Source organism: Eilatimonas milleporae, assembly GCF_003688555.1.
In the GTDB taxonomy this organism is placed as follows: Bacteria; Pseudomonadota; Alphaproteobacteria; order Sphingomonadales; family Kordiimonadaceae; genus Eilatimonas; species Eilatimonas milleporae.
The window spans coordinates 129,649-154,516 of record NZ_REFR01000010.1; the positions used below are offsets into that span (position 1 = coordinate 129,649).

Annotated in this window: 24 protein-coding genes; 12 read left to right on the forward strand and 12 right to left on the reverse strand. The window is 56.7% G+C overall.

What is annotated here, in order from left to right:
• Window positions 1–60: 60 nt before the first annotated feature.
• The 3 genes from BXY39_RS05445 to BXY39_RS05455 are packed head-to-tail and all read right to left on the reverse strand — an operon-like array spanning window position 61 to window position 4,896.
• Window positions 61–936: an alpha/beta fold hydrolase gene (locus BXY39_RS05445; protein ID WP_121937848.1), complete on the reverse strand. Its 876-nt coding sequence runs from the start codon at window positions 934–936 to the stop codon at window positions 61–63.
• Entirely contained in the window at window positions 929–2,479 is a 1,551-nt protein-coding gene (locus BXY39_RS05450; protein ID WP_121938363.1) for a class I adenylate-forming enzyme family protein, read from the reverse strand. Before BXY39_RS05450 ends, BXY39_RS05445 begins: the two co-directional genes overlap by 8 nt.
• A gap of 59 nt (window positions 2,480–2,538) precedes the next feature.
• Entirely contained in the window at window positions 2,539–4,896 is a 2,358-nt protein-coding gene (locus BXY39_RS05455) for a TonB-dependent receptor (RefSeq protein WP_121937849.1), read from the reverse strand.
• A 270-nt stretch (window positions 4,897–5,166) separates the two neighbouring features.
• Here BXY39_RS05455 and BXY39_RS05460 point away from each other — a divergent pair, with 270 nt between their 5' ends.
• The 5 genes from BXY39_RS05460 to BXY39_RS05480 all read left to right on the forward strand — a co-directional run bounded on the left by BXY39_RS05460 (window position 5,167) and on the right by BXY39_RS05480 (window position 11,261).
• Complete coding sequence (locus BXY39_RS05460) at window positions 5,167–5,871, forward strand: TetR/AcrR family transcriptional regulator (protein WP_121937850.1); 705 nt, start codon at window positions 5,167–5,169, stop codon at window positions 5,869–5,871.
• A 124-nt stretch (window positions 5,872–5,995) separates the two neighbouring features.
• Window positions 5,996–8,212: a S9 family peptidase gene (locus tag BXY39_RS05465; RefSeq protein WP_121937851.1), complete on the forward strand. Its 2,217-nt coding sequence runs from the start codon at window positions 5,996–5,998 to the stop codon at window positions 8,210–8,212.
• A gap of 189 nt (window positions 8,213–8,401) precedes the next feature.
• The gene (gene phaP / locus BXY39_RS05470; protein WP_121937852.1) at window positions 8,402–8,845 is read left to right on the forward strand and encodes a phasin family protein; all 444 of its coding nucleotides are present in this window, start codon (window positions 8,402–8,404) and stop codon (window positions 8,843–8,845) included.
• Window positions 8,846–9,208: 363 nt separating this feature from the next.
• A complete protein-coding gene (locus BXY39_RS05475; RefSeq protein ID WP_121937853.1) occupies window positions 9,209–10,792 on the forward strand; it encodes a peptide chain release factor 3 in 1,584 nt (527 codons plus the stop codon).
• Window positions 10,793–10,841: 49 nt separating this feature from the next.
• A complete protein-coding gene (locus tag BXY39_RS05480; RefSeq protein WP_121937854.1) occupies window positions 10,842–11,261 on the forward strand; it encodes a VOC family protein in 420 nt (139 codons plus the stop codon).
• A gap of 1,255 nt (window positions 11,262–12,516) precedes the next feature.
• On the opposite strand, the gene BXY39_RS05485 is transcribed toward BXY39_RS05480, so the two are convergent.
• From BXY39_RS05485 to BXY39_RS19135, 6 genes are all read right to left on the reverse strand, one after another.
• Entirely contained in the window at window positions 12,517–12,957 is a 441-nt protein-coding gene (locus BXY39_RS05485) for a DUF2059 domain-containing protein (RefSeq protein WP_121937855.1), read from the reverse strand.
• Window positions 12,958–12,976: 19 nt separating this feature from the next.
• Window positions 12,977–15,229, reverse strand: coding sequence for a peptidase domain-containing ABC transporter (locus tag BXY39_RS05490; protein ID WP_211332105.1), 2,253 nt, complete (start codon window positions 15,227–15,229; stop codon window positions 12,977–12,979).
• Window positions 15,230–15,823: 594 nt separating this feature from the next.
• Complete coding sequence (locus BXY39_RS19130; RefSeq protein ID WP_147453482.1) at window positions 15,824–16,012, reverse strand: hypothetical protein; 189 nt, start codon at window positions 16,010–16,012, stop codon at window positions 15,824–15,826.
• An 11-nt stretch (window positions 16,013–16,023) separates the two neighbouring features.
• The gene (locus tag BXY39_RS19300) at window positions 16,024–16,176 is read right to left on the reverse strand and encodes a hypothetical protein (RefSeq protein WP_170163651.1); all 153 of its coding nucleotides are present in this window, start codon (window positions 16,174–16,176) and stop codon (window positions 16,024–16,026) included.
• 174 nt (window positions 16,177–16,350) lie between these two features.
• Entirely contained in the window at window positions 16,351–17,208 is an 858-nt protein-coding gene (locus BXY39_RS05500) for an HlyD family secretion protein (RefSeq protein ID WP_121937857.1), read from the reverse strand.
• Window positions 17,209–17,598 (reverse strand): HlyD family secretion protein, encoded by a 390-nt coding sequence (locus BXY39_RS19135; RefSeq protein WP_147453483.1) that lies wholly within the window; start codon window positions 17,596–17,598, stop codon window positions 17,209–17,211.
• A 628-nt stretch (window positions 17,599–18,226) separates the two neighbouring features.
• Between BXY39_RS19135 and BXY39_RS05510 the strand changes: the two genes are divergently transcribed.
• A complete protein-coding gene (locus tag BXY39_RS05510) occupies window positions 18,227–19,294 on the forward strand; it encodes an SMP-30/gluconolactonase/LRE family protein (RefSeq protein WP_121937859.1) in 1,068 nt (355 codons plus the stop codon).
• Between the two features lie 36 nt (window positions 19,295–19,330).
• On the opposite strand, the gene fliP is transcribed toward BXY39_RS05510, so the two are convergent.
• The 3 genes from fliP to BXY39_RS05525 form a co-directional block, all read right to left on the reverse strand.
• Window positions 19,331–20,035 (reverse strand): flagellar type III secretion system pore protein FliP, encoded by a 705-nt coding sequence (fliP, locus tag BXY39_RS05515; RefSeq protein ID WP_121938364.1) that lies wholly within the window; start codon window positions 20,033–20,035, stop codon window positions 19,331–19,333.
• A 265-nt stretch (window positions 20,036–20,300) separates the two neighbouring features.
• A complete protein-coding gene (gene fliO, locus BXY39_RS05520; RefSeq protein ID WP_121937860.1) occupies window positions 20,301–20,648 on the reverse strand; it encodes a flagellar biosynthetic protein FliO in 348 nt (115 codons plus the stop codon).
• Between the two features lie 45 nt (window positions 20,649–20,693).
• Window positions 20,694–21,077: an EscU/YscU/HrcU family type III secretion system export apparatus switch protein gene (locus BXY39_RS05525; RefSeq protein WP_121937861.1), complete on the reverse strand. Its 384-nt coding sequence runs from the start codon at window positions 21,075–21,077 to the stop codon at window positions 20,694–20,696.
• Between the two features lie 218 nt (window positions 21,078–21,295).
• Here BXY39_RS05525 and BXY39_RS05530 point away from each other — a divergent pair, with 218 nt between their 5' ends.
• From BXY39_RS05530 to flhB, 6 genes are all read left to right on the forward strand, one after another.
• Complete coding sequence (locus tag BXY39_RS05530; RefSeq protein ID WP_121937862.1) at window positions 21,296–21,718, forward strand: hypothetical protein; 423 nt, start codon at window positions 21,296–21,298, stop codon at window positions 21,716–21,718.
• A 107-nt stretch (window positions 21,719–21,825) separates the two neighbouring features.
• Window positions 21,826–22,233 carry a flagellar basal body rod protein FlgC gene (flgC, locus tag BXY39_RS05535; RefSeq protein ID WP_121937863.1) on the forward strand — a complete coding sequence of 136 codons (408 nt, stop codon included), beginning with the start codon at window positions 21,826–21,828 and terminating at the stop codon, window positions 22,231–22,233.
• Between the two features lie 27 nt (window positions 22,234–22,260).
• Entirely contained in the window at window positions 22,261–22,578 is a 318-nt protein-coding gene (gene fliE / locus BXY39_RS05540) for a flagellar hook-basal body complex protein FliE (RefSeq protein WP_121937864.1), read from the forward strand.
• A gap of 85 nt (window positions 22,579–22,663) precedes the next feature.
• Window positions 22,664–22,930 carry a flagellar biosynthesis protein FliQ gene (fliQ, locus tag BXY39_RS05545; RefSeq protein WP_121937865.1) on the forward strand — a complete coding sequence of 89 codons (267 nt, stop codon included), beginning with the start codon at window positions 22,664–22,666 and terminating at the stop codon, window positions 22,928–22,930.
• Window positions 22,931–23,003: 73 nt separating this feature from the next.
• A complete protein-coding gene (gene fliR, locus BXY39_RS05550; protein ID WP_121937866.1) occupies window positions 23,004–23,762 on the forward strand; it encodes a flagellar biosynthetic protein FliR in 759 nt (252 codons plus the stop codon).
• 4 nt (window positions 23,763–23,766) lie between these two features.
• Window positions 23,767–24,864: a flagellar biosynthesis protein FlhB gene (gene flhB / locus BXY39_RS05555; protein WP_121937867.1), complete on the forward strand. Its 1,098-nt coding sequence runs from the start codon at window positions 23,767–23,769 to the stop codon at window positions 24,862–24,864.
• Window positions 24,865–24,868: the final 4 nt, after the last annotated feature.

Consider the following 24,868-nt stretch of genomic DNA (forward strand, 5'->3'; position numbering starts at 1 on the left):
GACAGGATGAGAGGGGCGCGGGATGCCCTGAACCATCTGTCCAGAGCCGTTGCCCCTAGGTCAGCGGTAATGCCGGGCGGCCCAGTCCTCCAGCGCGGCGACGACTTCCGGTTCGTCGAGAATGGGGGCGTGGCCGATGCGGGGCAGGGTGAGTGCCGCCAGGTCGGGATGTTCGGCCTGCATTTTGTCCAGTGTTTCCGCCGACAGGATGTCGGACAGGGCGCCCCGGATCACCAGGGTCGGCACGGTTTTCATCGGTTCGAACACCGGCCACAATTCCGGGGCGGCATTGTCCGTATCCTGTCTGAAATTGTTCGCCAGCGCCGGATCATAGTCGAGGACGATGCTGCCGTCCTTTTCCGTGTACAGGCGTTTTGTGAAGGCCATCCACTGATCCGCGTCGAAGTCGGGATAGACATCGCCGGCAATGGTTTTCACCGCCGCGACAGCCTCGTCCCATGTGCGGCGGGGCGCGCCGCCGCCCACATAGCCCTTGATCTTTTCAATGCCGGCGGCCTCGATATGGGGGCCGATATCGTTGATGACCGCCGTTTTGATGACGCCCGGCCGGGCTGCCTGCATCAGCATGGTCATCAGTCCGCCAAGCGATGTGGCGATGACATGGACGCTGTCCAGTCCCAGATGGTCGAGAAGGGCGAACATGTCGGCCACATAGGCGGGCGGGGCGTAGCGTTCCGGCTGCGGGTCCCAGGCCGACAGGCCGCGTCCACGCTGTTCCACCAGAACCATCCGGCATCGGCCTGCCAGCTGGTCGGCCACATGGGCGAAATCGCGGGCGTTCCGGGTCAGGCCCGGCAGACACAGCACCGTGGGCGCGCCCCCGCCGGCGCGGTCATAAAGCCGGTAATGCTGTTGCAGCCCGTCGGCGTTGGTGAAATAGACGTCGTCATAATCCGTCATGGCATCCTCAGTCATAGCATCTATCCTTGTAGCGTTCGCGCAGGTGCCGTTTCAAAATCTTGCCGTTCGGGTTGCGCGGCAGGTCGGATACGAAGTCCAGACCGGCGATACGCTGTTGCCGGCCCAAACGGTCATTGGCCCAGGCCAGAAGCGTGTCCGCGTCTGCCGTGCCGTCATCCCGCCTGACCACCAGGGCAAGCGGCGTTTCGCCCCAGCGTCTGCTGCCGACACCGATGACCGCCACATCGGCAATATCAGGGTGCGTTTTCAGAACCGCCTCGATGTCCTGAGGGTAGATGTTCTGCCCGCCGGACAGGATCATGTCTTTCCTGCGGTCGACGATATAGAGATAACCGTCGGCGTCCAGGCGCCCGATGTCGCCGGTGCGCAGCCAGTTCCGCCCGTCGGGCCCGCGCCACGTGGCCTCGGCCGTGGCGTCGGGACGGTTGAGATAGCCGGGCATGACAAAGCGGCCGGTGCCGACGATTTCGCCGGTTGCGCCAAAGGGAAGCTCATGGCCGTCTTCATCGATGATGCGGATGTCGGTGCCGGGCAGGGGCTTGCCGACGGAGGCGAGACGGCCATCGGCCTCTTCCGGGTCGAGGGTGGTGATCAACCCCTCCGTCAGGCCGTAAAGCTCGATCAGTTTCGGTCCCAGCCGCTTGAACAGGGCGGCTTTCAACTCGCCGTGCAGGGGGGAGCCACAGCTCATCACCGCCCTGAGGCCGGACAGATCGAAGTCCGCCTGATCCGGCACGTCCAGAAGGCGCTGATACTGGATCGGGACCATGGAGGCATTGGTGATTTTTTCCCGCGCCATCAGGGCCAGCGTTTCACGGGCATCGAAGCCACCTTCCACGTAGAGCGTGCCACCGACAAGCAGGGTGGCGAGGAAACCGACCCAGCTGATGTTGGAATAGAGGCCGATGTTGAAGAGCGTTCTTGACTGGCTATCGTAGCGCAGGGCCAGCGCCAAGTCATAGGCCCAGTCGCGCCGGCCGCCATGGGTGTGGAGAATGCCCTTGGGCCGGCCCGTGGTCCCGGATGAGTAAATGATGTTGAAGGCGTCGTCCGGTGCGATGGCCGCAGCGGGCGGCTCCGCCGTTTGTGTGGCAGTGGCGGCCTCCAAGTCGTCCCAGCCGGATCGTACCCCTTCGGCAATGAATTTGTGAAAACCCGCCGCGCCGCAGGCGGTATCCACACGCGCGGCTTCCTCTGGTGTGGCGATGACGGCACCGACGCCGGCATCGGTCAGCATGGCGTCCAGAGCCGCGTCACTGACGGACAGATTGATCGGAACCGAGGCGCAGCCGGCTTTCATCGCCGCGATCAGTGACAGGACCATGGCCGGGCCGTTCTGCATGACAATGCCAAGCCGTCCGCCCGGCCCGCAATTCGCGGCTGTCAGCAGGTTGGCGATGCGGTTGCTGCGGCGATCCAGTTCCGCCCAGGTCAGGGTGTGACCCGACGAGACAAGGGCCGGTTTCGCCGCCCGCCATTTTCCGTGCAGACGGATGATATCCGGCAGCAGGGCAGGCCGTGCATCCAGCGTGGCCATGGGTATCATCCTCGGACATGGGAAGGGGTCCGGACTGTCCGGACCCCGGCCTGTATCATTTAGAACCGAATCTGGAAGGTGCCAAGCACGGTGCGCGGATTGCCGTAAAAGGCCGTCAGAGTGCCTTCGGTGCCCAAATTGGGGATGAGAGCGCCGTCCGGGCCGGGGGTGATGAAGTTGTAGCCCGCGACGATATATTCCTTGTCGGTGATGTTCTTGGCATGCAGGCCGAATTGCAGGCGTCCGTCATCGGATTCCCAGACAAGACTGGCATCCCACAGCGCGAAACCCGGCTGGTCGAGGAAGGGATTGGGTTCCTCAAACTGGCTGGCGGCGCTGCGGTAGGCGACGGTGTTGATCACCGAAAACAGGCCGTCCGTGCCCCCGAAGCTCAAAGGGCGGCTGTAGGTCAGGTTGCCGCTGAGCGTCCAATCGGGGGTGTTCTGGAACACGCGCTGGTCGGCGACGTCATTGCCGAAGGCATCGATGAATTCATTGAACTCGGCATCCAGATAGCCCAGCGTCCACGCGAAATTCAGCCCGTCGCCTGCGCCGGTCAGGTCGGTGCTGAGCAGGGCCTGGCCTTCGAATTCGATGCCGTTGATGTCGGCGTCGCCCGCGTTCGAGGTGATGCCGATGAAGCTGTCATTCACACCGTCGCCGGTGGTGTCGACGCCGATGGAGCCGGGGATCTGCACATTGGTGTAGTTCGACAGGAAGCCGGCAATGCTGAAGAGCAGGCGGCGGTCGAACAGGGCGGCTTTCCAGCCCAGTTCGAACATTTCCACCTCTTCCGGCTCGAAGCGCAGGAATTCGAAGATGTCGTCGTTATCGATATCGCCGTCACCGTCCAGATCGGGGGCTGCGGTGGATTGGCCCCGTGGGTCGAAGCTGCCGCCCTTGAAGCCTTCGCTGTAGGTGAAATAGAAATTATGTTCTTCCGTCGGCTGCCAGCTGATCGAGGCGCGTGGATTGAATTCCTCATACGTTTCGCTGCCGTTGAAGTCCGACGTGGTCGCGATGACCGTACCGGCCCCGCCGAAGCGCTCCGAGAAACCGCCGGCCAGCGTTTGCCGCAGTATCTGCGACGTGCGTTCGTCATGGGTGAAGCGGCCGCCGACGGACAGGCTGACGGTTTCCGTCAGGTCATAGGTGAAATCGCCGAAAATGGCCCATGTTTCCGTTCCGACATCGCCCAGGGTCAGGGCGTTCAGGCCCGGCACGCCGATAAGGTCGCCGGTGGTGCCGAGCAGCACCTCGAACGCGTTGAAGGCGTTGGCGTCCAGATAGTAGAAACCGAGCAGGCCGGAAAATTTGTCATCCTGATACAGGATTTGCAGTTCTTCGGAAAACTGGTCGTTTTCGTAATCCACCGGCACATCCACATCGGCCACCGGCAGGCTGTCGAAATCAATGGGCGAGCTGGATTCGTCCTCGCGGTAGGCGAGGATGTTCTTCACCGTCCAGTTTTCGTTGATTTCCCACTCGATATTGAGGGCGATGCCGCCCATCTGCACTTCCTGGGTCGGGGTGTTGAGCCCGGCGCGCGTGTCGAAGACATCGTTCAGAACCGGCTCGCCCGAGGCGCTGGGGATCAGCCTGTGGCCCTGACGCGGGTCCGAGTCATCGTCGATATAATCGCCTGACAGACGGACGAACACATTTTCCGCCGGTGTCCATTCAAGGGATGCGCGGGCGGCCATGATCTGTTTGTTGTAGTTGTCCACATCGTCAAGAACGAGATTTTCGCCGAACCCGTCCCGGTTCAGTGTGGCAAAGGTACCGCCAATGCGCAGCGTATCGGTGATCGGCGCGCTGCCGGTGACGATCAGGTCCAGTTGGTCATAGGCCCCGACGGCACCGCGCACCTGCAATTCCGGTTCATCGCTGAGGCGTTTGGTGACATATTTGATGGCCCCGCCGATGGTGTTACGGCCGTAAAGCGTACCCTGGGGCCCGCGCAGGACTTCGATCCGTTCCACGTCATAGATGTCGAGAACGGCGGCCTGCGGCCGGTTGAGATAGACATCGTCGATATAAAGACCCACGCCCGGCTCGAAACCGGCAACCGGATCCTGCTGACCGACGCCGCGGATGAAGGCGGTGAGTGTCGTGTTGGTCCCGCGCGAGACTTCTAGTGTGACATTGGGCGAAAATTTCGCCAGTTCGACAATGTCCTGGGTGGCCATCAGCGTCAGTTGATCCCCGTCGAAAGCGGTGACCGATATGGGGACATCCTGAAGGGTTTCGGCCCGGCGCCGTGCCGTGACCGTGATTTCCTCCAGCCCCGCCGAGGCGCTATCGGCCCCGGAAACAGAGTTTTGCTGCGCCTGTGCCGGCGTGCCCCCTACGCATACAAGACCGATAACGGCAACGGTTGACAGCAGCCCGTGCCGCCGTGGCTGAAAACTTTTCATCTACCCCTCCCAAGGTGAATGCGAAATACACTCCCAACGGTTGGGCGCAGTGAAATTCAACAAGCGTTGAAGTGTCAAGAACAAAGCATATGATGAAAGGGGTGTTTTCTACAGGCGTTGAAAAACTGTTGCCGATAGGTCACTCTTTCGCGGGATACGGCCCGGATAAGGCTGTGCCACAGGGATGGTGTGGCCTTTCCGCATGTGTGACGGGCCGGGCAGCGGGAGGACAACGGACGCCTACATGGTGGTTAAGGGGGGAGGTCCGTCATGACCAACGGGAAAGACAAGGCAGCCGGCGACGCGGGCACGGGGCAAGAGGGGCCGGCCGCAAGCAGGCCGCGCAAGGACCGTATACTGGATGCGGCCGAGGCCCTTTTTGCCAAGCATGGATTTGACGGCGTGACAATGCGCCAGGTCGCCATGGCGGCCAGTGTCGATGTGGCCCTGCCCAATTACCATTTCGGCAGCAAGCGCGGACTGTTCGATGCGGTGCTGCTGCGCCGGGCGGAAGTGCTGAACCGGGAACGCCTGCAGGCGCTTGAGGACTGCACGAAGGCCGCCGGGTCCGGCGGTCCGGCGGCGGAGGCGATCATTGACGCCTTTCTGCGCCCTTTGCTGAGCGACAGCCATGCCGAGGAGGAAGGCTGGCGCCACTATTACGAACTGATCGCCCAGGTGAACAATTCGCCGGAATGGGGCGGTGTGCTGATGACGAAATATTTCGACCCTCTGGTCCGGCGGTTCATGGAGGCTCTCAAGCGGGCCCTGCCGCAGGCGGACGAGGCCGACATCTACTGGTGTTATCATTTCCTCTCCGGGGCGCTGACGCTGACATTTGCCCAGACCGGGCGGATCGATCATCTGTCGGGCGGCAAATGCCGGTCCGATGACCTTCAGGCGGCCTATGAACGCATGGTGCCCTTTGTCGCCGCCGGATTCCGGCATATCTGCGGCGGTGACCCCCCCTCGTAACCCGGTCCTGCCCATTCCCACGGCCGACATGTCCATTGCCGGACACCGTTGAATTCGGTACCAGAAACACACCCACTGATGGGGGGCCGATTCCACGGCTGACAAGGGAGGACAGGGTTTGAGCATGAAAAAGATATTCGGTGCCGCGGCGATATTGTCTGCTGCGGGCCTGCCGTCGCAGGCGGAAGAACTGACCATTGACCGACTTGTGGACAGTCCGGCCCTGTCCGGACCGACGGTGCAGGGTCTGAAAATTTCCCCTGACGGACGGCGTATCACCTTTCTGCGCGGCCGGCAGGACAATCAGAGCCAACTGGATCTGTGGGAATTCGACAGGGAGGCCGGCGCGGCCCGTCTGCTTGTTGATTCCGCCACCCTTCTGGGCGGAGGGCCCGAAACCCTGAGCGAGGCGGAAAAGGCCCGCCGGGAGCGTAATCGTGCCCTGACGGGTAAGTCCGGCATTGTCGATTATTTCTGGAATGACAGCGGCGACAGCCTGCTGTTTCCGCTGAGCGGCGACCTGTTCGTCCTGCCGGTGGGGGGACAGGTGCGGCGGCTGACCGAGACCGACGCATTTGAACTGGACCCGAAATTCAGCCCCAAGGGACGCTATGTTTCCTTTGTGCGGGACGGGGACCTGTATGCGATCGAACTGTCCGGAGGGCGTGAAATCCGCCTGACCGACAGTGCGGGCGAAGGGATCAGCAACGGTGTTGCCGAGTTTATCGCGCAGGAGGAGCTGGGCCGTTACACCGGCTATTGGTGGTCACCGGATGAAAACCGCATCGCCTTTGCGCAGGTGGATGAAAGTGCGGTCGATATCAAGGAACGCTATGAGTTGTCCGCCGACGGCGGCGTCACCACCATCACCCAGCGCTATCCCGCCGCAGGCACGACCAATGCGACCGTGGCCATCGGGGTCGTGGCCCTGGATGGCAGCGCCCCCAGAATGATGGAGATAGCCTGGCCCGGGCATTATCTTGGCCGTTTGAACTGGACGGCGTCCGGTGACGGGTTCATCACCCAGATTCTGGACCGGGGGCAGGGCGAAAATGTCCTGACCCTGCACACGGCCGACGGTACGGGGGAGAAAGAATTCCTGACGTTGGAGTCCGATATCTGGATCAACCTGAACAATGATCTGACCCCGCTGGCGGACGGCACCGTACTGCTGACCCATGAAGGCACCGGGTACCGGCATATCTATGTTTTTGGCCGTGACGGCAGGGCCCTTGCCACGCTGACGTCCGGCGACTGGGTGGTGCATGAGGTCGAGCATGTGGATGAAGAGGCCGGCGTGGTGTATTTTTCCGGTTTCCGGGAAAGCCCGCTGGAACTGCATCTTTACAGCGTGCCGCTGGCGGGCGGCGATATTACGCGCATCACCCGCGAGCCGGGCTGGCATAATGTCACGGTGGCCAAGGGGATGTTCGTGGACAAGTTTTCCAGCCCCGTGCAACCGCCGCAAGTGCTGGTCCGGGCGCTGGACAGCGGCGCCACGATTGCGCCCATCCTGGAAAACGCACTGGACCAAAGCCATCCCTACAGCCCGTATATGCGCGAGCATGCCGCCAGCCGGTTCGGCACCATAAAGGCGGCGGACGGTGAAACGGACCTGTACTACCGCCTGTACCTGCCGCCCGATATGAAGGAGGGCAGACGATATCCGGCGGTCATGGCCCCTTATGGCGGCCCGCACGGGCAGCGGGTGCGCATGGACTGGTCACTGGATTTCAACCAGATTCTGGCCCGCAACGGATATGTGGTGATGGTTCTGGACAATCGGGGCATGTGGAACCGGGGCCTGGCGTTTGAGTCCCATGTGAAAAACGCCATGGGAACGGTCGAGATCGCGGATCAGGTCGAAGGCGCGGCCTTTCTGCAAAGCCAGTCTTATGTGGATGGAGGGCGTATCGGAATCTGGGGCTGGTCCTACGGCGGGTATATGACCCTGATGAGCCTGTTCCAGGAACCGGACGTTTTCAGGGCCGGGGCCGCCGTGGCGCCTGTGACCGATTGGCGGCTGTATGACACGGCCTATACCGAGCGGTATCTCGGCCTGCCGGAGGCGCCGGGAGATGTCTATGAGCAATCGTCCGTCTTTGCTTACATCGACGGTTTCAGGGGCGATCTGCTTCTGATTCACGGCATGGCGGACGACAATGTTTTCTTCGACCATTCGGTAAAGCTGATCGCGGCCCTGCAAAACCGCCGCAAGCCGTTTGAACTGATGACCTATCCGGGCAAACGGCACGGGATTCGGGGGGCGGACGCGCGGGCGCATCTTTGGCACCGGATGTTTGATTTTTTTGAGCGGACGCTCAAGGCGCCGTCTGAATAGGTTCAGAAAAAAGTATTGCATTTCAATGTTCTATGGAGAGGTCGAGGGGCCTCTCCATTGTTTTTGTGCGCCGCACAAAAAGTCTTGACAAGGGTGGGGTCCCTGCATACATTACCCTCAATTGTGCGGCGCACAAAAAGCCGCTGAGACCCAGAAGGCACTGGAACATTCAATTCAAGGATCGGACCCATGACGACCAAAACTGAAAGCACCGCAACCAAGAAAGCGGCCAACGGCGCCAAAAAAGGCTTTGATGCGTTTGCCGATATGTTCTCCGCACCGGCTGTGGACGTGAATTCGCTGTTTGAATTTCAGCGTAAGAATGTCGAAGCCACGGTTGAAGCCAACCGCATCGTTTTCGACGGCATGAAAAACGTTGCCCAGCATCAGATTGACATGGCCAAGGACAACCTGGCCGAGCTGAACGAGCTGGCCAGCACCTCTTTCATGGAAAAGACCCCGGAAAACGGCATGTCCTCCGGTATGGAAGCCGCCCAGGATATTTTCCGCAAGAATATGACGGCTGCTCGCGAAGCCGGTGATGTGGCTGTCGAAGCCAGCCAGAAAGCCATTGCGGTCCTGCAAAAGCGCTATGAAGAAGGCGTGAAAGAACTGCAAGCTTCGGCCAAGTAACACTGGCTGTTTGAGCTGATAACCGATCTCTTTGGGACTGGAACTCCCCTCCCTCCCTCCCTCCCTCCGGGCCCAGAGAGATTGGTCGCCACCTGAATAAGGTGGCGCATACGAAGGCCGGGGCGTCACATGTTGGCGCCCCGGTTTTCTTGCATATGCCATATGCCCGTGCCCTGAATTCCGGGCCATTGAATTCCAGGCCCTGAATTCCACGCTCTGAGTTCTGGACGTCGACCCGCTGGCGACTGGTGCGCGTGTCTTTTGCTGTTCTTTGCCGCCAGATCGGTTAGGGTGCGCACCCCGAGGGCCGCCCACACGACGGCCGTCCCCGTTCATATCTGTTCTGACGATGTTGATGATTGCATGACCCTGAAAAGCCATATCGATCGCCGCCGTACATTCGCGATCATTTCCCACCCGGACGCGGGCAAGACGACACTGACGGAAAAGCTGTTGCTGTTTGGCGGGGCCATTCAGATGGCCGGTGAGGTCAAGGCGCGCGGGGAACGCCGCCGCGCCCGGTCCGACTGGATGAAGGTTGAGCAGGAGCGGGGCATATCCGTTGCGTCGTCGGTGATGACCTTCGACTATGAGGACCATACCTTCAATCTGCTGGATACGCCGGGCCACGAAGACTTTTCCGAGGATACCTACCGGACGCTGTCGGCCGTGGACAGTGCCGTCATGGTGCTGGACGCCGCCAAGGGGATCGAGGCACAGACCCTGAAACTGTTCGAAGTCTGCCGCCTGCGCGACATGCCGATCGCCACTTTCATCAACAAGATGGACCGGGAGGCAAAGGACCCCTTCAGTCTTCTGGACGAGGTGGAACAGACGCTGGCGCTGGACGTGGTGCCGGCCAGTTGGCCCATTGGGATGGGGCGCGATTTTCTGGGGTGTTACGATCTGATCCGCGACCAGTTGATCCTGTTCGATCGCGGCAAGGGCGATACCCTGACGCAAGGGATCCAGTGCAGCGGACTGGACGATGCCAAACTGGCCGAATATCTGCCCGACCATGCCCTGGACACCTTAAGGGAAGAGGTGGACATGGCGCGCGGTCTGTGTCCGGAGTTCGACCTTCAGGCCTATCTCGAGGGGACCCAGACCCCGGTTTTCTTCGGGTCCGCCATCAACAATTTCGGTGTGCGGGAACTGCTGGCCGGTCTTGGCGCCTTTGCCCCGTCGCCGCGGCCCGCACCGGCGGTGGAGCGCGCCGTTGCCCCGGATGAGGCCAAATTCAGCGCCTTTGTCTTCAAGATTCAGGCGAATATGGACCCGAAACACCGTGACCGCATTGCCTTTGTGCGGATTGTTTCCGGCCAGTTCAAAAAGGGCATGAAAATGACCCATGTGCGCAGCGGCAAGGTGATGGCGGTGCACAATGCCCAGCTTTTCCTGGCGCAGGACCGTGAGATCGCGGAAGAGGCCGTGGCGGGCGACATTATCGGTCTGCCCAATCACGGGACCCTGCGTATCGGCGACACCCTGACGACGGGAGAGAAAATCCGCTTCACCGGTGTACCGTCCTTCGCCCCGGAGATTTTGCAGAAAGTGCGCCCCGACGATCCGATGAAAGCCAAACACCTGGGCAGGGCCCTGGAGCAGCTGGCGGAAGAAGGGGCCGCCCGCGTCTTCAAACCGTATCTGGGGTCCGACTGGGTGGTCGGTGTTGTCGGTCCGCTGCAATTCGACGTTCTGGCCGACCGTATCCGTACGGAATACCAGATCCCGGTGAAGTTCGAGCCGACCAGCCTGCTGACGGCTGAATGGGTCGAGGGCGATGCCCGCCTGTTGAAACAGTTTGTCGACGGGAACCGTGCCTCCATCGCCGAGGATCATACCGGCGCGCCCGTGTATCTGGCCCGCAACAGCTGGCATCTGGACAAGGCCAAGGACGACTTTCCCGATTTGCGGTTTCTGAAGACCAAGGAAGAAATCGTCTAGCCGTGTTAGTCTTGCCCACCGTATTCACGGGGCAGGCAAGGAGGCTGACATGGCTGAGACCGGAGGAGGGGCGTCCACGGAAACGGGACGGATAACGGGGATTGGCGGTATTTTCGTCGAGGGACGGGACGCCGCCGCCCTGATGGCATGGTACCGCGATGTGCTGGGCATGCCGGTGGGTGAGTATGGCGCCAATTTCACTCACAAGGACGATCCGAAAGCGCAGGAAGCCTATTCCGTCTGGTACGCATTCAAGGCGGGGACGGAGTATCTGAAGCCATCCGACAAGGGGTTCATGATCAATTTCCGCGTCGATGATCTGGACGCTTTCCTCGCACGGTTGAAGGGTCGTGGGGTGGAACCTCTGGCCGACGTGCAGGACACGGATGAGGGACGCTTTGCCTGGATCCTCGATCCCGAAGGCACGAAGATCGAGCTTTGGCAGCAAAAAGGCGGGTTGCCCGGCTGACCGGCGCAAACCGCCTGTCACGAATTAGGGGAGCAAGCGACGCGATGGCTGTAAAAGGGAGTATTTCATTCTGGATACCGGGAAATACAGCCCAACCCCGCAGGTCGCCTAACACATGTCCACATTTCGCCCCGATATGTTTCTGGACAGATAACGTCCCTATCTTTGTATTTGAGAACACTTTCTGGACATTTACTATACATAAAAAGCCCAATTAACGCCAGCATTTAGAATAAAAAATACGCTTGATACTTCCCAGTTCGAAACCGTTAAGCGGGAAGTATGTGTTTTCCCATTTGACAGCCTAAGCAGATTGAAAACTGCGCATTGCACGTGAATAGCGTTCATTGCTGAAAGGGGTAGACCGGGAAGTGCGTGACCCTGCCAGTCTTGGTTATATCAATGCTCTAAGTACCTAGAAAGATAGACCAAAGCCTGATCCCATTCTGACCCGCCGCACTCCCAAGGTTGGTGTTATAAATTGCCTCTGACAATTCTGTGATTGCCTCGGTCAATGGGGACGAAAAGGCTTCTCAAAAGTGGCGCCGCGCGACACAACAGTTCATAGAGACCGGACGGCGCAAAATTCTGCCAAGTCCTTGGTTTTGGTAGCGGAGGCCTATTTTCTGAAGACTTTGCAGTGGTTCAGGGTACGGGTTGATTATATAAACCCATGCGACTCTTCAGCTTTGCGTAAGCGCAAAGGGTATATCGCTATATATAGAGTGACATGCCATCAGGTATATAAAACGGGTGTAAGATCACTCCAACTCATCAAAAAAGCGCTGTGTTGCCCGATGAATATCCTTACACTCCTGTGCTTTAAAAAAGGAAATGTAGATATAGTTTTTCGTCATTTCTATTCCGTTTAAGATAATTCTCTTCGAATAAAGTCTGGCTTGTATCGTAACTTTCGCCAACAAATTCACTTAAGGCGCGCACATATCAGAACACGGCCTTGATATAACCGTTCTCATGTTTGAAAAATTCTGAGAAATTGCTGTCTTCCTCGCATAGATCATCAAATGACGACGGAATGGCGACAATGTCTTTGGCGAAAGTTTCGGATATACAATCGTTTATGCTGCGCACTATACACGACGATAAAGGCTGATAGGTAGCGCCAGCTACAGGCGATGGGATAAGATGACCGCCAGTTCCAAACTAGCTGAGTGCTTCATACACCCAACCCTTCGAATAGAGGGCTTCCTTATCGAAGATCAATCTACAGACCCGATATCGTCGGGTCTGCTCATTATTCTTCAGCTGCCACTTGGGCTGATGCTTTATCAAAGGCAGCCCGCGCCGCGTGACTGCTCCAATCTTTGAACAGCGCCTGTGTTTTTTGCTGAATTTGTGCCTGTCCGGCTTCAAAGCGCTGGCCAATTTCCGATTTATTAAAGGCGATAACGGCTTCCATATCTTCAACGGAAAAGGCTCCTGCATATGCTTTGATAACTTCTTCCATAAGGTCCGGCACATGAAGCATAAAGGCCTGTTGAAAGGCATCGGTAACTTGCTTCAATTCTTCCGGGTCAGCGCCTTCCGATTTTTGCTGTATGGATACAACTTTCTGTGCCATCATCTGACGTGCCATCATCGTAACCATCTGATCAATTTTGATTACCTCCAATAAGCGTTTAGCGACATCAAAATTGGCATGCGTCATAATGTTTTGAGCCCTATCAAGAGACATTTAATATCCTTTCTTATCTCTAAAAATCTGGAGCTTGAATACCGGCGAGCGATTTATGTTTCGGTGCAGGATTAGGAGTTTGTAAACTTACATCTTCAGCTTCCGACAATGAAACGCTGTCTGAAACTGCAAGCGTTAAATGCTTCCTTTTGCGGTCTTCTGTTGTCAATTCCACCAAGCCTTTCCAACTGAATTCAAACACCCGGTCCGCCATTTGGATAGTATCGGGCCGGTGAGCCACGATTATCCTCGTCATCCCGAGTGCTCGGATTGAGGCATTGACCTTGCGCTCAGTCTCGACATCCAAATGCGCAGTACCCTCATCCATGAACAGGATTTTGGGATCGCGGTATAGCGCTCGTGCTAGCAATACCCGCTGCTTTTGACCGCCAGATAGTATCGAGCCCATATCCCCTACCAGGCTTTCATAATTCATTGGCATCGCTAGAACTTCATCATGAATGCAGGCTTTTTGAGCGGCATCAATCACGCGGCTCATATCGATTTCCGTATCGAAAAATGCTATATTTTCAGCCAGTGTCCCGGCAAATAAGGTATCTTCCTGCATCACCGCCGCTGTTGCTTGCCGGTATGTTGCGATACCGATTTCCAAAAGGGGTCGGCCATCAATCTTGATCAGGCCTTTCGTCGGCATAAACAGGCCCATCATAATCTTGGTTAAAGTAGTCTTGCCACAGCCTGATGGTCCGATGATGGCTATGGTCTGTCCAGCTCCAATATCAAGTGACGTGTTTGTCATTACATCCGGCAGGCCTTCGCCGTAATTAAAAGCTATGTCTTCAACCGTTATATTGCCGTCAATCGGTCGCATGAGCGCTAAGGAGCGATCCTCGAGTGCAGCGGCCTCCGGTTCCGCCAAAGCAATGTCGGACAATCGCTCCAAGTGTAAATCGAGCATGCGGAATTCAATGAAGCGTTCGACAAGAGCCGCAGCCTTATCGGAAAATTGGCGCTTATACGCCATGAAGGCAAAGATCATCCCAATGGTAAAGTCACCCGCCAGCACCATGGAAATTGCCACAAAGATCAGAATTACATGCTCGACCCCGAAAATCAGACTGTTACCAAGGCCAAAGCCAATACGCAGCTTTTCAACCCGTGCGCCCGCATTGATCACATCGGCAAAACGGTTATGCCACAGATGTTTGCGGTCATGTTCACGGCCAAAGACTTTCAAGCTCATCACACCTCGAGCTGTTTCGATGAAAGTGGATTGCTCTTTTGCGCTGGCTATGATTTGTTCTTCTGAACGGGTGTGGAAAGGACGGTATGTGGCCCAGCGCAGCCCTAGATATAAGGCAAAGGCTAGAAACGCGATGGCCGCCAAGGTCGGGCTGTACACAAACATGAAAATCAGTGTGGTGACGGCCATGATCCCATCGATTACCACCGCGACCATGCCTTCTGTAAACAACCGTCGGATAGGTTCGGTTGAGCCAAAGCGAGACACAATATCGCCGATATGGCGTTTTTCGAAAAATGGTAGCGGCAGCTTTAACAGGTGGCCGAACAAATTTGTTATCATTTGGTAGCTTAAAAGATTACCAAAATGCAGCAGAATATAGCCCCGCAAAGCTTCAGCTGCCGCATTGATCAGTGTGAATGCCCCAAAGCCTAGAGCCAACACTAACAATAGCTCTTCATCATATTTGACCACGACATGATCGACCGCCAACTGAAGGTAAAACGGACTGGCTAGCACAAAGAGCTGCAACACCACACTCATCGCCAACGCATGCAGTATAGACCGCTTTAGACCCGTAATTTTGGACCATAGATCCGAAAGACGCAGAGGGGTTTTCTCTACCTTACGCTCGAACCCGGCTTCCGGGGTCAATTCAAGGGCCACGCCGGTATAATGCTTGGATATCTCATCTGTTGTGTAGGTTCGAGCCCCCTGAGCGGGATCATGCACAACCACACCTTTACGTGTGACGGCTTTAAGGACAACAAAATGGTTAAGGTCCCAATGCAATATGGCCGGGGTTTGTAGTTTGTCCAACTGCTCAAGCGGTACCTTGAGCGCGCGGACCGTCAGTTGCATCCGCGCCGCCATATCCATCAGTGTACGCAGCTTTACGCCGGCCGCCGATGTTGGAAACTTGCGCCGCATGGTTGCCAGGTCGATCTCACGACCATGATAACTCAGCACCATAGCGAGCGCCGCATGGCCGCATTCTGTCACTTCTGATTGGCGATATATCGGAAGTGTCTTGCCTGCAAAAAACGTAAGAATATCCAAGCGATTCACAGCAGTTATCTCGTTCCTACACGTAATTTTTGATGTATTCACTTTCGGCTAGCGCACCATATTGCCGCATCAAAAGTTGTATCATCTCTGAGTTTTATTCTACTGAACCCGCCTTCAAAATGAGCCTGCCCACAGTTAAAGGAGCTGGCATAACTAGCGGATAGATAGTGTATTTGGCGGCAATCTCGTATGCTGCCTGCTCACGCTTTAGATTTGTTTCTTAACAGCCAGTAAGAAGAAAAAATAAATATCGTCGTGAAAAATATAAAAATTAAAAAATCCTTATTTAAATATTTATACATTATAAAATAAATAGATGCATTTTGCGCTATAATACTATATATATAATTCTTGTTGCCGTTATAAATCATTTTTAGAGTGTAAAAATTTACAATTAAGTATGAAGGCGCAACAAAAAAATATAAATGATTATAATTTTTTCCCCAAAAAATCATATATGCAAGTGCTATAATTGCACTCAAAAATATCAAAAATGACATCATAAAGGCAATAATTTTCACTTCATTTATAACCATCATAATTTCCATTTTTTAAATGGGAGACACAATGCAATTTGCATTGTGTCTCTTTGTATTAAAGGAAGTTAAAGGCTAAAGCCCCAATACCGCCGACTGCTGTACCAAGTGCGAAGGCGGTGGCTACACCACCAGCTGAGAAACTAACTTCAGCAAAAAGAGCAGCTGCTATTAGCGGCAATGGACCGCCACTAATTTGGTCAATTTCGCAAGCACTAAGTTCAGCAATACCTTGACAACCAGACATTAATTATCCCCTTAGCTGTTAATTGCCCGATCTAAAGCGATGAAACCAATAATAGCTCCATAGGCAAAAGCCTCACCATAGATTGCAGCAGCAATAATCAACGGGATACCGCCAGAAACAAGATCTATCTCGTCACTGCTAAGCTCAATACCGGTGTTTTTCATATTAATACCCTTTATGGTATGAGGTTATGATCTGAGACGGCAATAGCCGCCTCGGTTCAGGCGGGAGCTTTAGGGTTCGATATCCAGTCTTATCCCTATGGCTCCCGCATCTGCCTTTTGCGACCTATGCAAATGGCAAATCCTGATTAGGGCGAAAAAAATACTGCTCCATAATCACGTTCTCTCCCTAACCGCCCTCAGCGGCTCCAATAGCCAACTTAAAAAGCTTTGCCGCTCAAGGATGATATTGGCGTCCAGCAGCATGCCGGGCTGCAAGTCATAGGTTTTGCCGAAGGCGGTGATGCGTCTGTCCGACAATGCCACCTTCACCTGATAAAAAGGCTCCTGTACCGACACTGGTACATTAGCGTCCTGCGGCGCGATGATGGATGTGCTGATATTGCTGATGACGCCATCAAAAGAGCCGAAGCGCTGATAAGGGAAAGCCGCATACAGCAAACGGACATCCTGTCCTTTTTCGACAAACCCTGCTGCGCGGCTGGGTACCAGAAGATGAGCTTCCAAGACACCGCCTTGGGGCAGAACGGTTGCCACGGCCTTGCCTGCCGTGACCTGCGAGCCCCCTGTAATAGATAAGCTTGTCAACCGGCCCGATGTCGAGGTGACAAGTGCATAGCTGTCCTGACCTTGAATATTGATGCGTTCCTGCGCCAAATTCGACAGGCGGGTATCGAACTCCGCCATGGCATTTTGCAGGCTAGGTTCAATCGCCTCCAGATTCAGTTGGGCCTGCGCCTTACGGTTATCAAGACCGCTCGCTTGTGCCTGCAAAGCTTCCAATTGGCTTTGGGCGCTTAACCAATCCTGTTCGCGCCGCTCTAGCTCAATGGCGGTGAGAACACCCTTTTTATTAAGTGTAACGCCATCTGTATGGCGCCGCTGCGCAGAAGCGACCAGGGAAGACTGCAAGTCTATTCGCGCCTTCAAGGCACGAAACTCCCCTTCGATACTTTCAAGCTCAAAACGGTATCCTACCGCCTCTGCCTTGGCAGAGGTATGGGCAATCTCCATCTACCGGCGGACCAAGCGCTCACGTGCGTTAATCGCCGACAACGCTTCATCTTGAATGACGCGACCCGATGCCAAGGAAAGCCCGGTATCAACAACGGCAATTATATCTCCCGCCGCCACATGGTCACCAAGTGCAAAGTTGATTGACTGAATATATCCGTCTTTTGTGGGGACAATACGCACCAAACCGCTATCCGGGACAAGATAGCCTGGTACTTTCTCGCTGCGTGCGAATGTACCGAAAGCGGCGAATAGAATTGCAGCTATAACAAGAATAAAAAGCAGAGTGGCAAGCGCTGAAATCTTAGGCGGTTGTACAATAACGACATCACCATACAAGCGTTGGCGCTGCGCATCGATAGATTCTTTACGAAATAACCCAGCATTCACAACCGCCCCAACGCATTACATGCAGCGCCTACTCAGAAAAGTCCCAAAGCAAATCCGATGAAACACTTTTATGGCGATCATTTTAAAGTTGCAATATCTTTTTGTGATAATTTATGTCTTCCAGATTGATGTAATTGAATTTTTTTATTTAAAATAAATCCTGATTAATTATCCGAAGTTTTAAATATAAAAAAGGTTGCTTCAAAATCTTTCTTGAGATCAAAGAAGATCACGGTTATCAATGCCAGATCAGCGCAAATGGTATGCTATAAAGTGATCGGATTTTTCATTGCTCAAACCACTTTGAAAGCACTTTTGGTTCTCAGAGGATTTTTTCAATTTTTGGTTGCGGGGCCGGAAGTGCGACTACTTGTCCTTCTAAAAGCAGCCCTATGCGACAGGTGGTTACAGATGAAGCTGAAAGGTCCAAGCGCTAATGATGACGTTATCGATAATGTTCTAGCGAAAGCGTCAGGTGAAAAAAAACTGCGAATTCCTACGTAGCGTTAAGTAGGGAACAGGCCCTGGTCAACAGGGGCGAAAAGGCTGATCAAAAGTGACCCAAAAAATTCTCAGAACTATCGCCGCATTACAGGAAGTCAAAGAAAAAAGGCCGGGACGTAAGCTGATGGTGGCCGGTGCGATCCTGCTGCTGTCGGCGGCTTTCCTTCTGTGGCCGGGGCGGCTGGACCCCTTGGCGTGGGCACCGCCCGACGATCCGGGATTTACCGGCGATTTCGCTGTCAACACGGCGCTCGGCCGGGCGGAGGTGATCGCCCTGGACACCGGCCACGGGCCCGAGGATGTGGCTGTCGACGGGCAGGGGCGTCTTTACGGCGGGCTGGCTGACGGACGTATCGTGCGCATTCTGCCGGACGGGCGGCAGGAAATCTTTGCCGTGATCGCGGGCGGTCGTCCGCTCGGCCTGCATTTTGACGGGCGCGGTCAGCTCATCGTTGCCGATGCCTATCGCGGCCTGCTGAGCATTTCGCCTGCCGGTACCGTCACCGTATTGTCAACGGAGGCCGACGGGATTCCCTTTCGGTTTACCGACGATGTGGATGTGGCGCGCGACGGGCGTATCTATTTTACCGATGCCAGCTGGCGCTACAGCCAGCCGGATTACCGGCTGGATATCATGTCGGGGCGCGGATACGGCCGTTTGCTGGTCCATGATCCGGCGGTGGGCACGACGGCCACGCTGTTGGACAATCTGTATTTTGCCAATGGCGTGGCCCTGTCGGCGGCGGAAGATTTCATTCTGATCAATGAAACCGGACGCTACAGAGTGAGGCGCCTGTGGCTGAAGGGCGCGCGCTCCGGCCAGGACGAGGTGTTTATCGACAATCTGCCGGGATTTCCCGATGGCATATCCCACGGGGAGGGCAGCGGACTGTTCTGGCTGGCGCTGGCGTCTCCCCGCAGCGCCCTTCTGGACAGGGTTCACCCCTATCCCTGGCTCAAGCGGTTGATCGCGAAACTTCCAAAATCGATCCAGCCGTCCGCGCGCCCGCACGGCCATGTGGTGGCCCTGCGTGAAGACGGGCGTGTGGCCGCCAGCCTTCAGGCGCCGGACGGCCGGCCCGTGACCTTCATCACATCGGTTGAAGAAGCCGGCGGGACATTGCATTTCGGCAGTCTGGAGGCCCCGCAGATCGGCCGGATGGCCGTGCCCGAGGCACTGTTGCCGCGATGAATGCCAGCGTGCGGGGACTGGACGGAGAAACGGTTTTCAGCCCGTGGGCAGGGGCACGGTGCCGAAGCTTTGCACCATGGTGCCGGCGATCAGGTTCCAGCCGTCGACAAGGACGAAAAAGATCAGCTTGAAGGGCATGGAGACAATGACCGGCGGCAGCATCATCATGCCCATGGCCAGGAGTGTGGACGCCACCACCATGTCGATGACCAGAAAGGGGATGTAGATCAGAAAGCCGATTTCGAAGGCGCGGCGCAATTCGCTGATCATGAAGGCGGGGACCAGCACCGTGATATTAATGTCGGTCAGGTCTTCCGGTCGTTCATCGCCGCTCATGTCGAGGAAAAGGGCCAGATCATTTTCCCGGACATTGGCCAGCATGAACTGTTTCATCGGTACGACCCCGCGCTCATAGGCTTCCACCTCGTCGATTTCTTCCTCGATCAGCGGGTTGAGGCCCACGTCCCAAACCTGGGTGAAGACGGGCGCCATGATGTAGAAGGTCAGAAACAGGGCCAGCGACACCATCACGATGTTGGGCGGTGTCGACTGGGTGCCAAGCGCGGTTCTCAGCAGGGAAAACACGACCAGAAGCCGCGTGAAGCTCGTCATCATGACAAGAATGCTGGGGGCCAGGCTCAGCACCGACATCAGCAGGATCAACTGCACCACCCGGCCGGTCAGTGTGCCGCCGCCGCCGAGGTCCAGTGTCACCGACTGGGCCACCGCCGGCGCGGACATGGCGGTGAGAGCACCGATCAGCAGGCTGGCAAGTGCCAGAAAAATGGTTTTTTTAGCTGCCGGACCGTTCTGTCCGGTGTCTGGATGGATCACGCTTGCCCCTTCGCCGCCTGCCCCTGGAACCGGGTACCGGATATTTCTGTCCGATACGAGTAGATGCATAAGGACATGAATGAACCCCTAACGCCGCGTCTGTTCCATTTTCTTTAAAGGGCTTTTGTGTTTTTCGGCAAGGGGTGTTGCGCCGTCCCCTGGGTTGCCCTCATCAGACGGTGCCGTCACGGCCCACGGCGCCGGGGCCGGCCGGTTTCCCGTCGTGGCCGGTTCCGGGGCCGGTTTCGGGGCCGGTTTCGGGCGCGGCGTGACCGCTGTCGATCAGACGCGTTCCGTCCTGCCCGACCGATAGCAGATACTGTCTGCCGCGCCACTGGGCGAGAACAAGGCGGTTGCGGCTGTCCAGCATGTGGGCTTCGAGGATTTTCAGTTTTTTATCCTGTCCGGTCATGCCGCCGGCGGGTGTAAGGCCGAACCGGCGCAGGGCCCATACGATCAGGCCGATCAGGGCCAGAACCAGAATCAGGGCGGCGATGGCGTTGGAAAAGTCACCGATCATGCGGGTCTGTCCTTGTGACACCGGTTACTTGAGCCTTGGCCGGGCTCATGGGGTCTCATGCCCGGTACCTTGCGTATCCATGTCCGTTTCCTGCGTATCCGTTTGCATGCCGGAGCGGTCGGCCATTTGTCTGTTGGCGGCATAGACCCGTTCAAGGATCAGGGACACGGCATGCAGGGCTTCGAGGGGGACGGGGCTTTCCACCTCGAAAGCGTCGAGCAGATTGACCAGATCCTTGTCCTGACGCACTTTGACCCCATCGCTGAAGGCGATGTCGAGAATTTTTTCCGCCACATATCCATGGCCCTTGGCGGTGATATGCGGAAGGTCCGCCGCACCGCGCCGTCCCACCGCGACAGCCTTTGTCGCGGGTGGAGATGCCTGGCCGTCTGGCGTGCCGGAATTGTTTTTGCCGGTTTTGTCCTTCATGCCCGGTATTTGACGCCGAAGCGGCCGGCAAATGCAAGGGGCAGATCCGTCACTGTCCGACCGGAACCTGACATTGTACCCGGATATACAGGGAGCATGAATTAACTGGCCCGGTATTTGCTTTGTACGTGGCGTTGGCTTTTGGGCCGCCGAAAAGCGGACCCGACACGGTTGCGGGACTGTCCCGGGTAAAACAGTCGGACAAGAGGGGAACCCCCATGAATACATCGTCAATTCCCATCATGGCCGCCCTGAAGGAGCGCATGGGCTGGCTGGTCGCCAACCAGAAGGTGATCAGTGAAAATGTTGCCCATTCCGACACGCCCGGCTACGTGGCCAAAAGCCTTGAAAAGCAGGATTTTTCAACGCTTGTCGACCGTCTGGCGGATGACCGCGGCGTGACGCGGACAACCATGCGGGTCACCAATGAGCGGCATATCGGGGCCGCCGTGTCCGCCGATGCCGCAAGGGTGAGCGAGGTCAAGGGCAGTGAAACCACGCCTGACGGAAATTCCGTCGTTCTTGAGGATGAAATGATCAAGCTGGCCAACACGCAGATGGAATACGGTCTGGTGACCAGCCTGTACCGCAAAAATATCGGACTGATGAAACTGGCGGCCGGGCGCGGGGCGGGCGGCTGATCTGATCACGCATGATTTGCCTGCGTGATTTGAAGACGCCGCCAGGTCCGGCGCGATTAACGACCGGGTAAGAGTTGCCGGGTTATATATGAGGGAAAGGGAAGAAGATGGATCTGCAAAAATCCATGACCATATCGGCTTCGGGCATGACGGCCCAATCGGTGCGGATGCGTGTGATCGCAGAAAACCTGGCGAATGCGAATTCCGTATCGCCGGACCCGTTTACGGACCCGTATCGCCGCAAGATCGTCTCTTTTTCCTCGGAACTGGACCGGGCGATGAATGTGGATGTGGTGCAGGCGAACAAACTGAATTACGATCAGAGCGATTTCGGCACGCGGTATGATCCCGGCAATCCGGCGGCGGACGGGCGTGGATATATCCGGGTCAGCAATGTGAACAGTCTTCTGGAGATGATGGACATGCGTCAGGCGCAGCGATCTTATCAATCCAACCTGAATGCCATGGAGGCGGCAAGAAGACTGGCAAGCATGACGGTGGATTTGCTAAGATAACCGCATGCAAGGTTTGAGGGACGAACGATGGATATAAAGCAGCTTGATGCACTGAACGCATACGGCCAGGCCGGCAGCGGTCTTGCCGGCGGGCTGTCGGCGCGCGGCGATGGGGCAGACGGGGCGGGGTCCAGTTTTGCCGAGCTGATCAAGGATACGGTCGGAGATGTCCGTCAGGCCGGTGAAACCATGGAAGCGACATCGGCCAAGGCTCTTGTCAACGAAGCCGACCTGGTTGAGGTGGTCACGGCCGCCAGCAATGCCGAAATGGTGGTGGAAACCGTGGTCGCTGTGCGTGACCGGGTGATCAGCGCCTATAACGAAATTATCAAGATGCCGATCTAGTCTTCCGGAGGGCGGGGGCGGTCAGCCCGAATTGCCTGACCGGAGGCGCCTGACGGAGAAACGGGTCCCTGACTGGAGCGGTCTTTTGGAAGGTACAGAGGTCCTTGATATTGCACGCGATGCCCTGACCACGCTTGTCTTCGTGTCGGGGCCGGTCATGATGACAGCGCTGGTGGTGGGACTGACGGTGGCCCTGTTCCAGACAGTGACCCAATTGCAGGAAATGACCCTGACCTTCGTTCCCAAAATCGTGGCCGTCTTTCTGGCGCTTCTGGTCACGCTGCCCTATATGGGCCGCCTGCTGGGTGGTTTGATGGAACGGCTGATGGCACAGATCATCGCCGGCGCCTGAAAGGTGCCATACTTCTGTCCAGTGTGGCCGGAGGGGTGTATCCATATGACTGTTCCGGAAGCGGGGACCGGATATGCTGTCTGACATATTGCCGCAGGAAGCGTTCGGTTTTCTGGTCGTTCTGACCCGAATGACGGCACTGGTGATGATCGTGCCGGCTTTCGGCGATCAGACCGTGCCGGTCCGTGTCCGCGTCATGCTGGCACTGGCTGTATCGGTGGTCGTGTATCTGAGTGTGCGTGCCACCTTGCCCGAAATGCCGGCGAGTGTTCTCGCCCTGGGTTGGCTTGTGATCACCGAGCTTGGCTTTGGCCTGATTGTCGGCGGGATCGCCCGGTTTCTGGTGACCGCCCTGCATGTGGCGGGGGCGGCGATTTCCATGCTGTCCGGCCTGGCGGCGGCACAAGCGTTCGACCCCGCGCAAGGGACGCAAGGGGCCGTGATCGGCAGTTTTCTGACCGTGCTGGGGATCACGATGATTTTTGTCACCGAAACGCACCATCTTCTGATCGAGGCCATGGTGGCGAGCTATGACCTGTTTCCGACGGGCGGTGGGGTACCGGTGGCCGATGTCGCGCAGATGGCCAGGGATTATGTGATCACGTCGTTTCTTCTCGGGGCGAAAATGTCGGCGCCGTTTATCCTGTATTCCCTGGTTTTCTATCTGGGCATGGGCCTCAGCGCCCGCATGGCGCCGCAGATGCAGATCTTTTTTGTCGCCATTCCCGTCAACATCCTGTTGGCGCTGTCTTTGCTGGCGGTGATTATTGCGACTATGATGCAGTTCTTTATCGCGTATATGCGGGAAGAATTGCAACTGCTGCTGGGGTAGCCGGATGGCGGAACAGGACAAGGACCAGAAAACAGAAGATGCGACCGCCAAACGTCTGGAGGAGGCGGTTCAAAAGGGCCAGGTTGTCAACAGCCAGGAAGTCAAGACCCTGTTCATGCTGCTGGCGGCCACGGTTTTTATTGCCATTCCGGTCGGGTTTTTCATCAAAGGGCTGACGGATCAACTGGCGGGTTTCATGGGACGGATGCACGAAATGCCCATGGATACGCGGGGATTGCCGACGATATTCGCCGATCTGTTTTTTGAAATCTTTCTGTTGATGTTGATCCCGTTCTCGCTCTTTGTCATGGCCGGGATTGTCGGCAGCCGTATCCAGCATCCGGGCGTGTTTTCCTTCGAAAAACTGAAATTCGAGCTGAACAGTCTCAATCCGGTGTCGGGCCTGAAAAAGCTGTTTTCGCCGCAGAAGCTTTTCGAACTGGCCAAAAGCATCGCCAAGATTTCAGTGGTCGTCATCGTTATTTTCCTGATTGTCTGGCCGGAACGGGACAATCTGGATACCCTGATCATGATCCCGTTCGAACAGTTGCCCGCCCTTATTCAGTCCATGGCCTTTCAGATGTTTTTCGGCGTGACGCTGGCGATGATGGCCATTGCGGCCGCCGATTACGCCTATCAGAAACATCAGTATCTCGAACAGTTGAAGATGACCAAGCAGGAGGTCAAGGACGAACGCAAGCAGACCGAGGGGGATCCGGAGGTGCGCCGCAAACTTGCGAAAATCCGGATGGAGCGGGCGATGCAGCGTATGATGGCCGCCGTACCGGACGCGGATGTGGTGATCACCAACCCCACCCATTACGCTGTTGCGCTCTCCTACAAGCACGGAGAGATGGCCGTGCCCAAACTGGTGGCGAAAGGCGTGGATCACATGGCGGCGCGCATTCGTGAAGTGGCCGTTGAAAACGGGGTGCCGATCGTGGAAAACCCACCGGTGGCCCGCGCGCTTTATGCCGTCGTGGACATCGACGAGGAAGTGCCCCCGGACCATTACAAGGCCGTGGCCGAGGTGATCGGCTATGTCATGCGCCTGAAACGCAGCGGTGTCACGCCCCGTCCCGCCGCAGAGCGGGCCTCGTGATCCT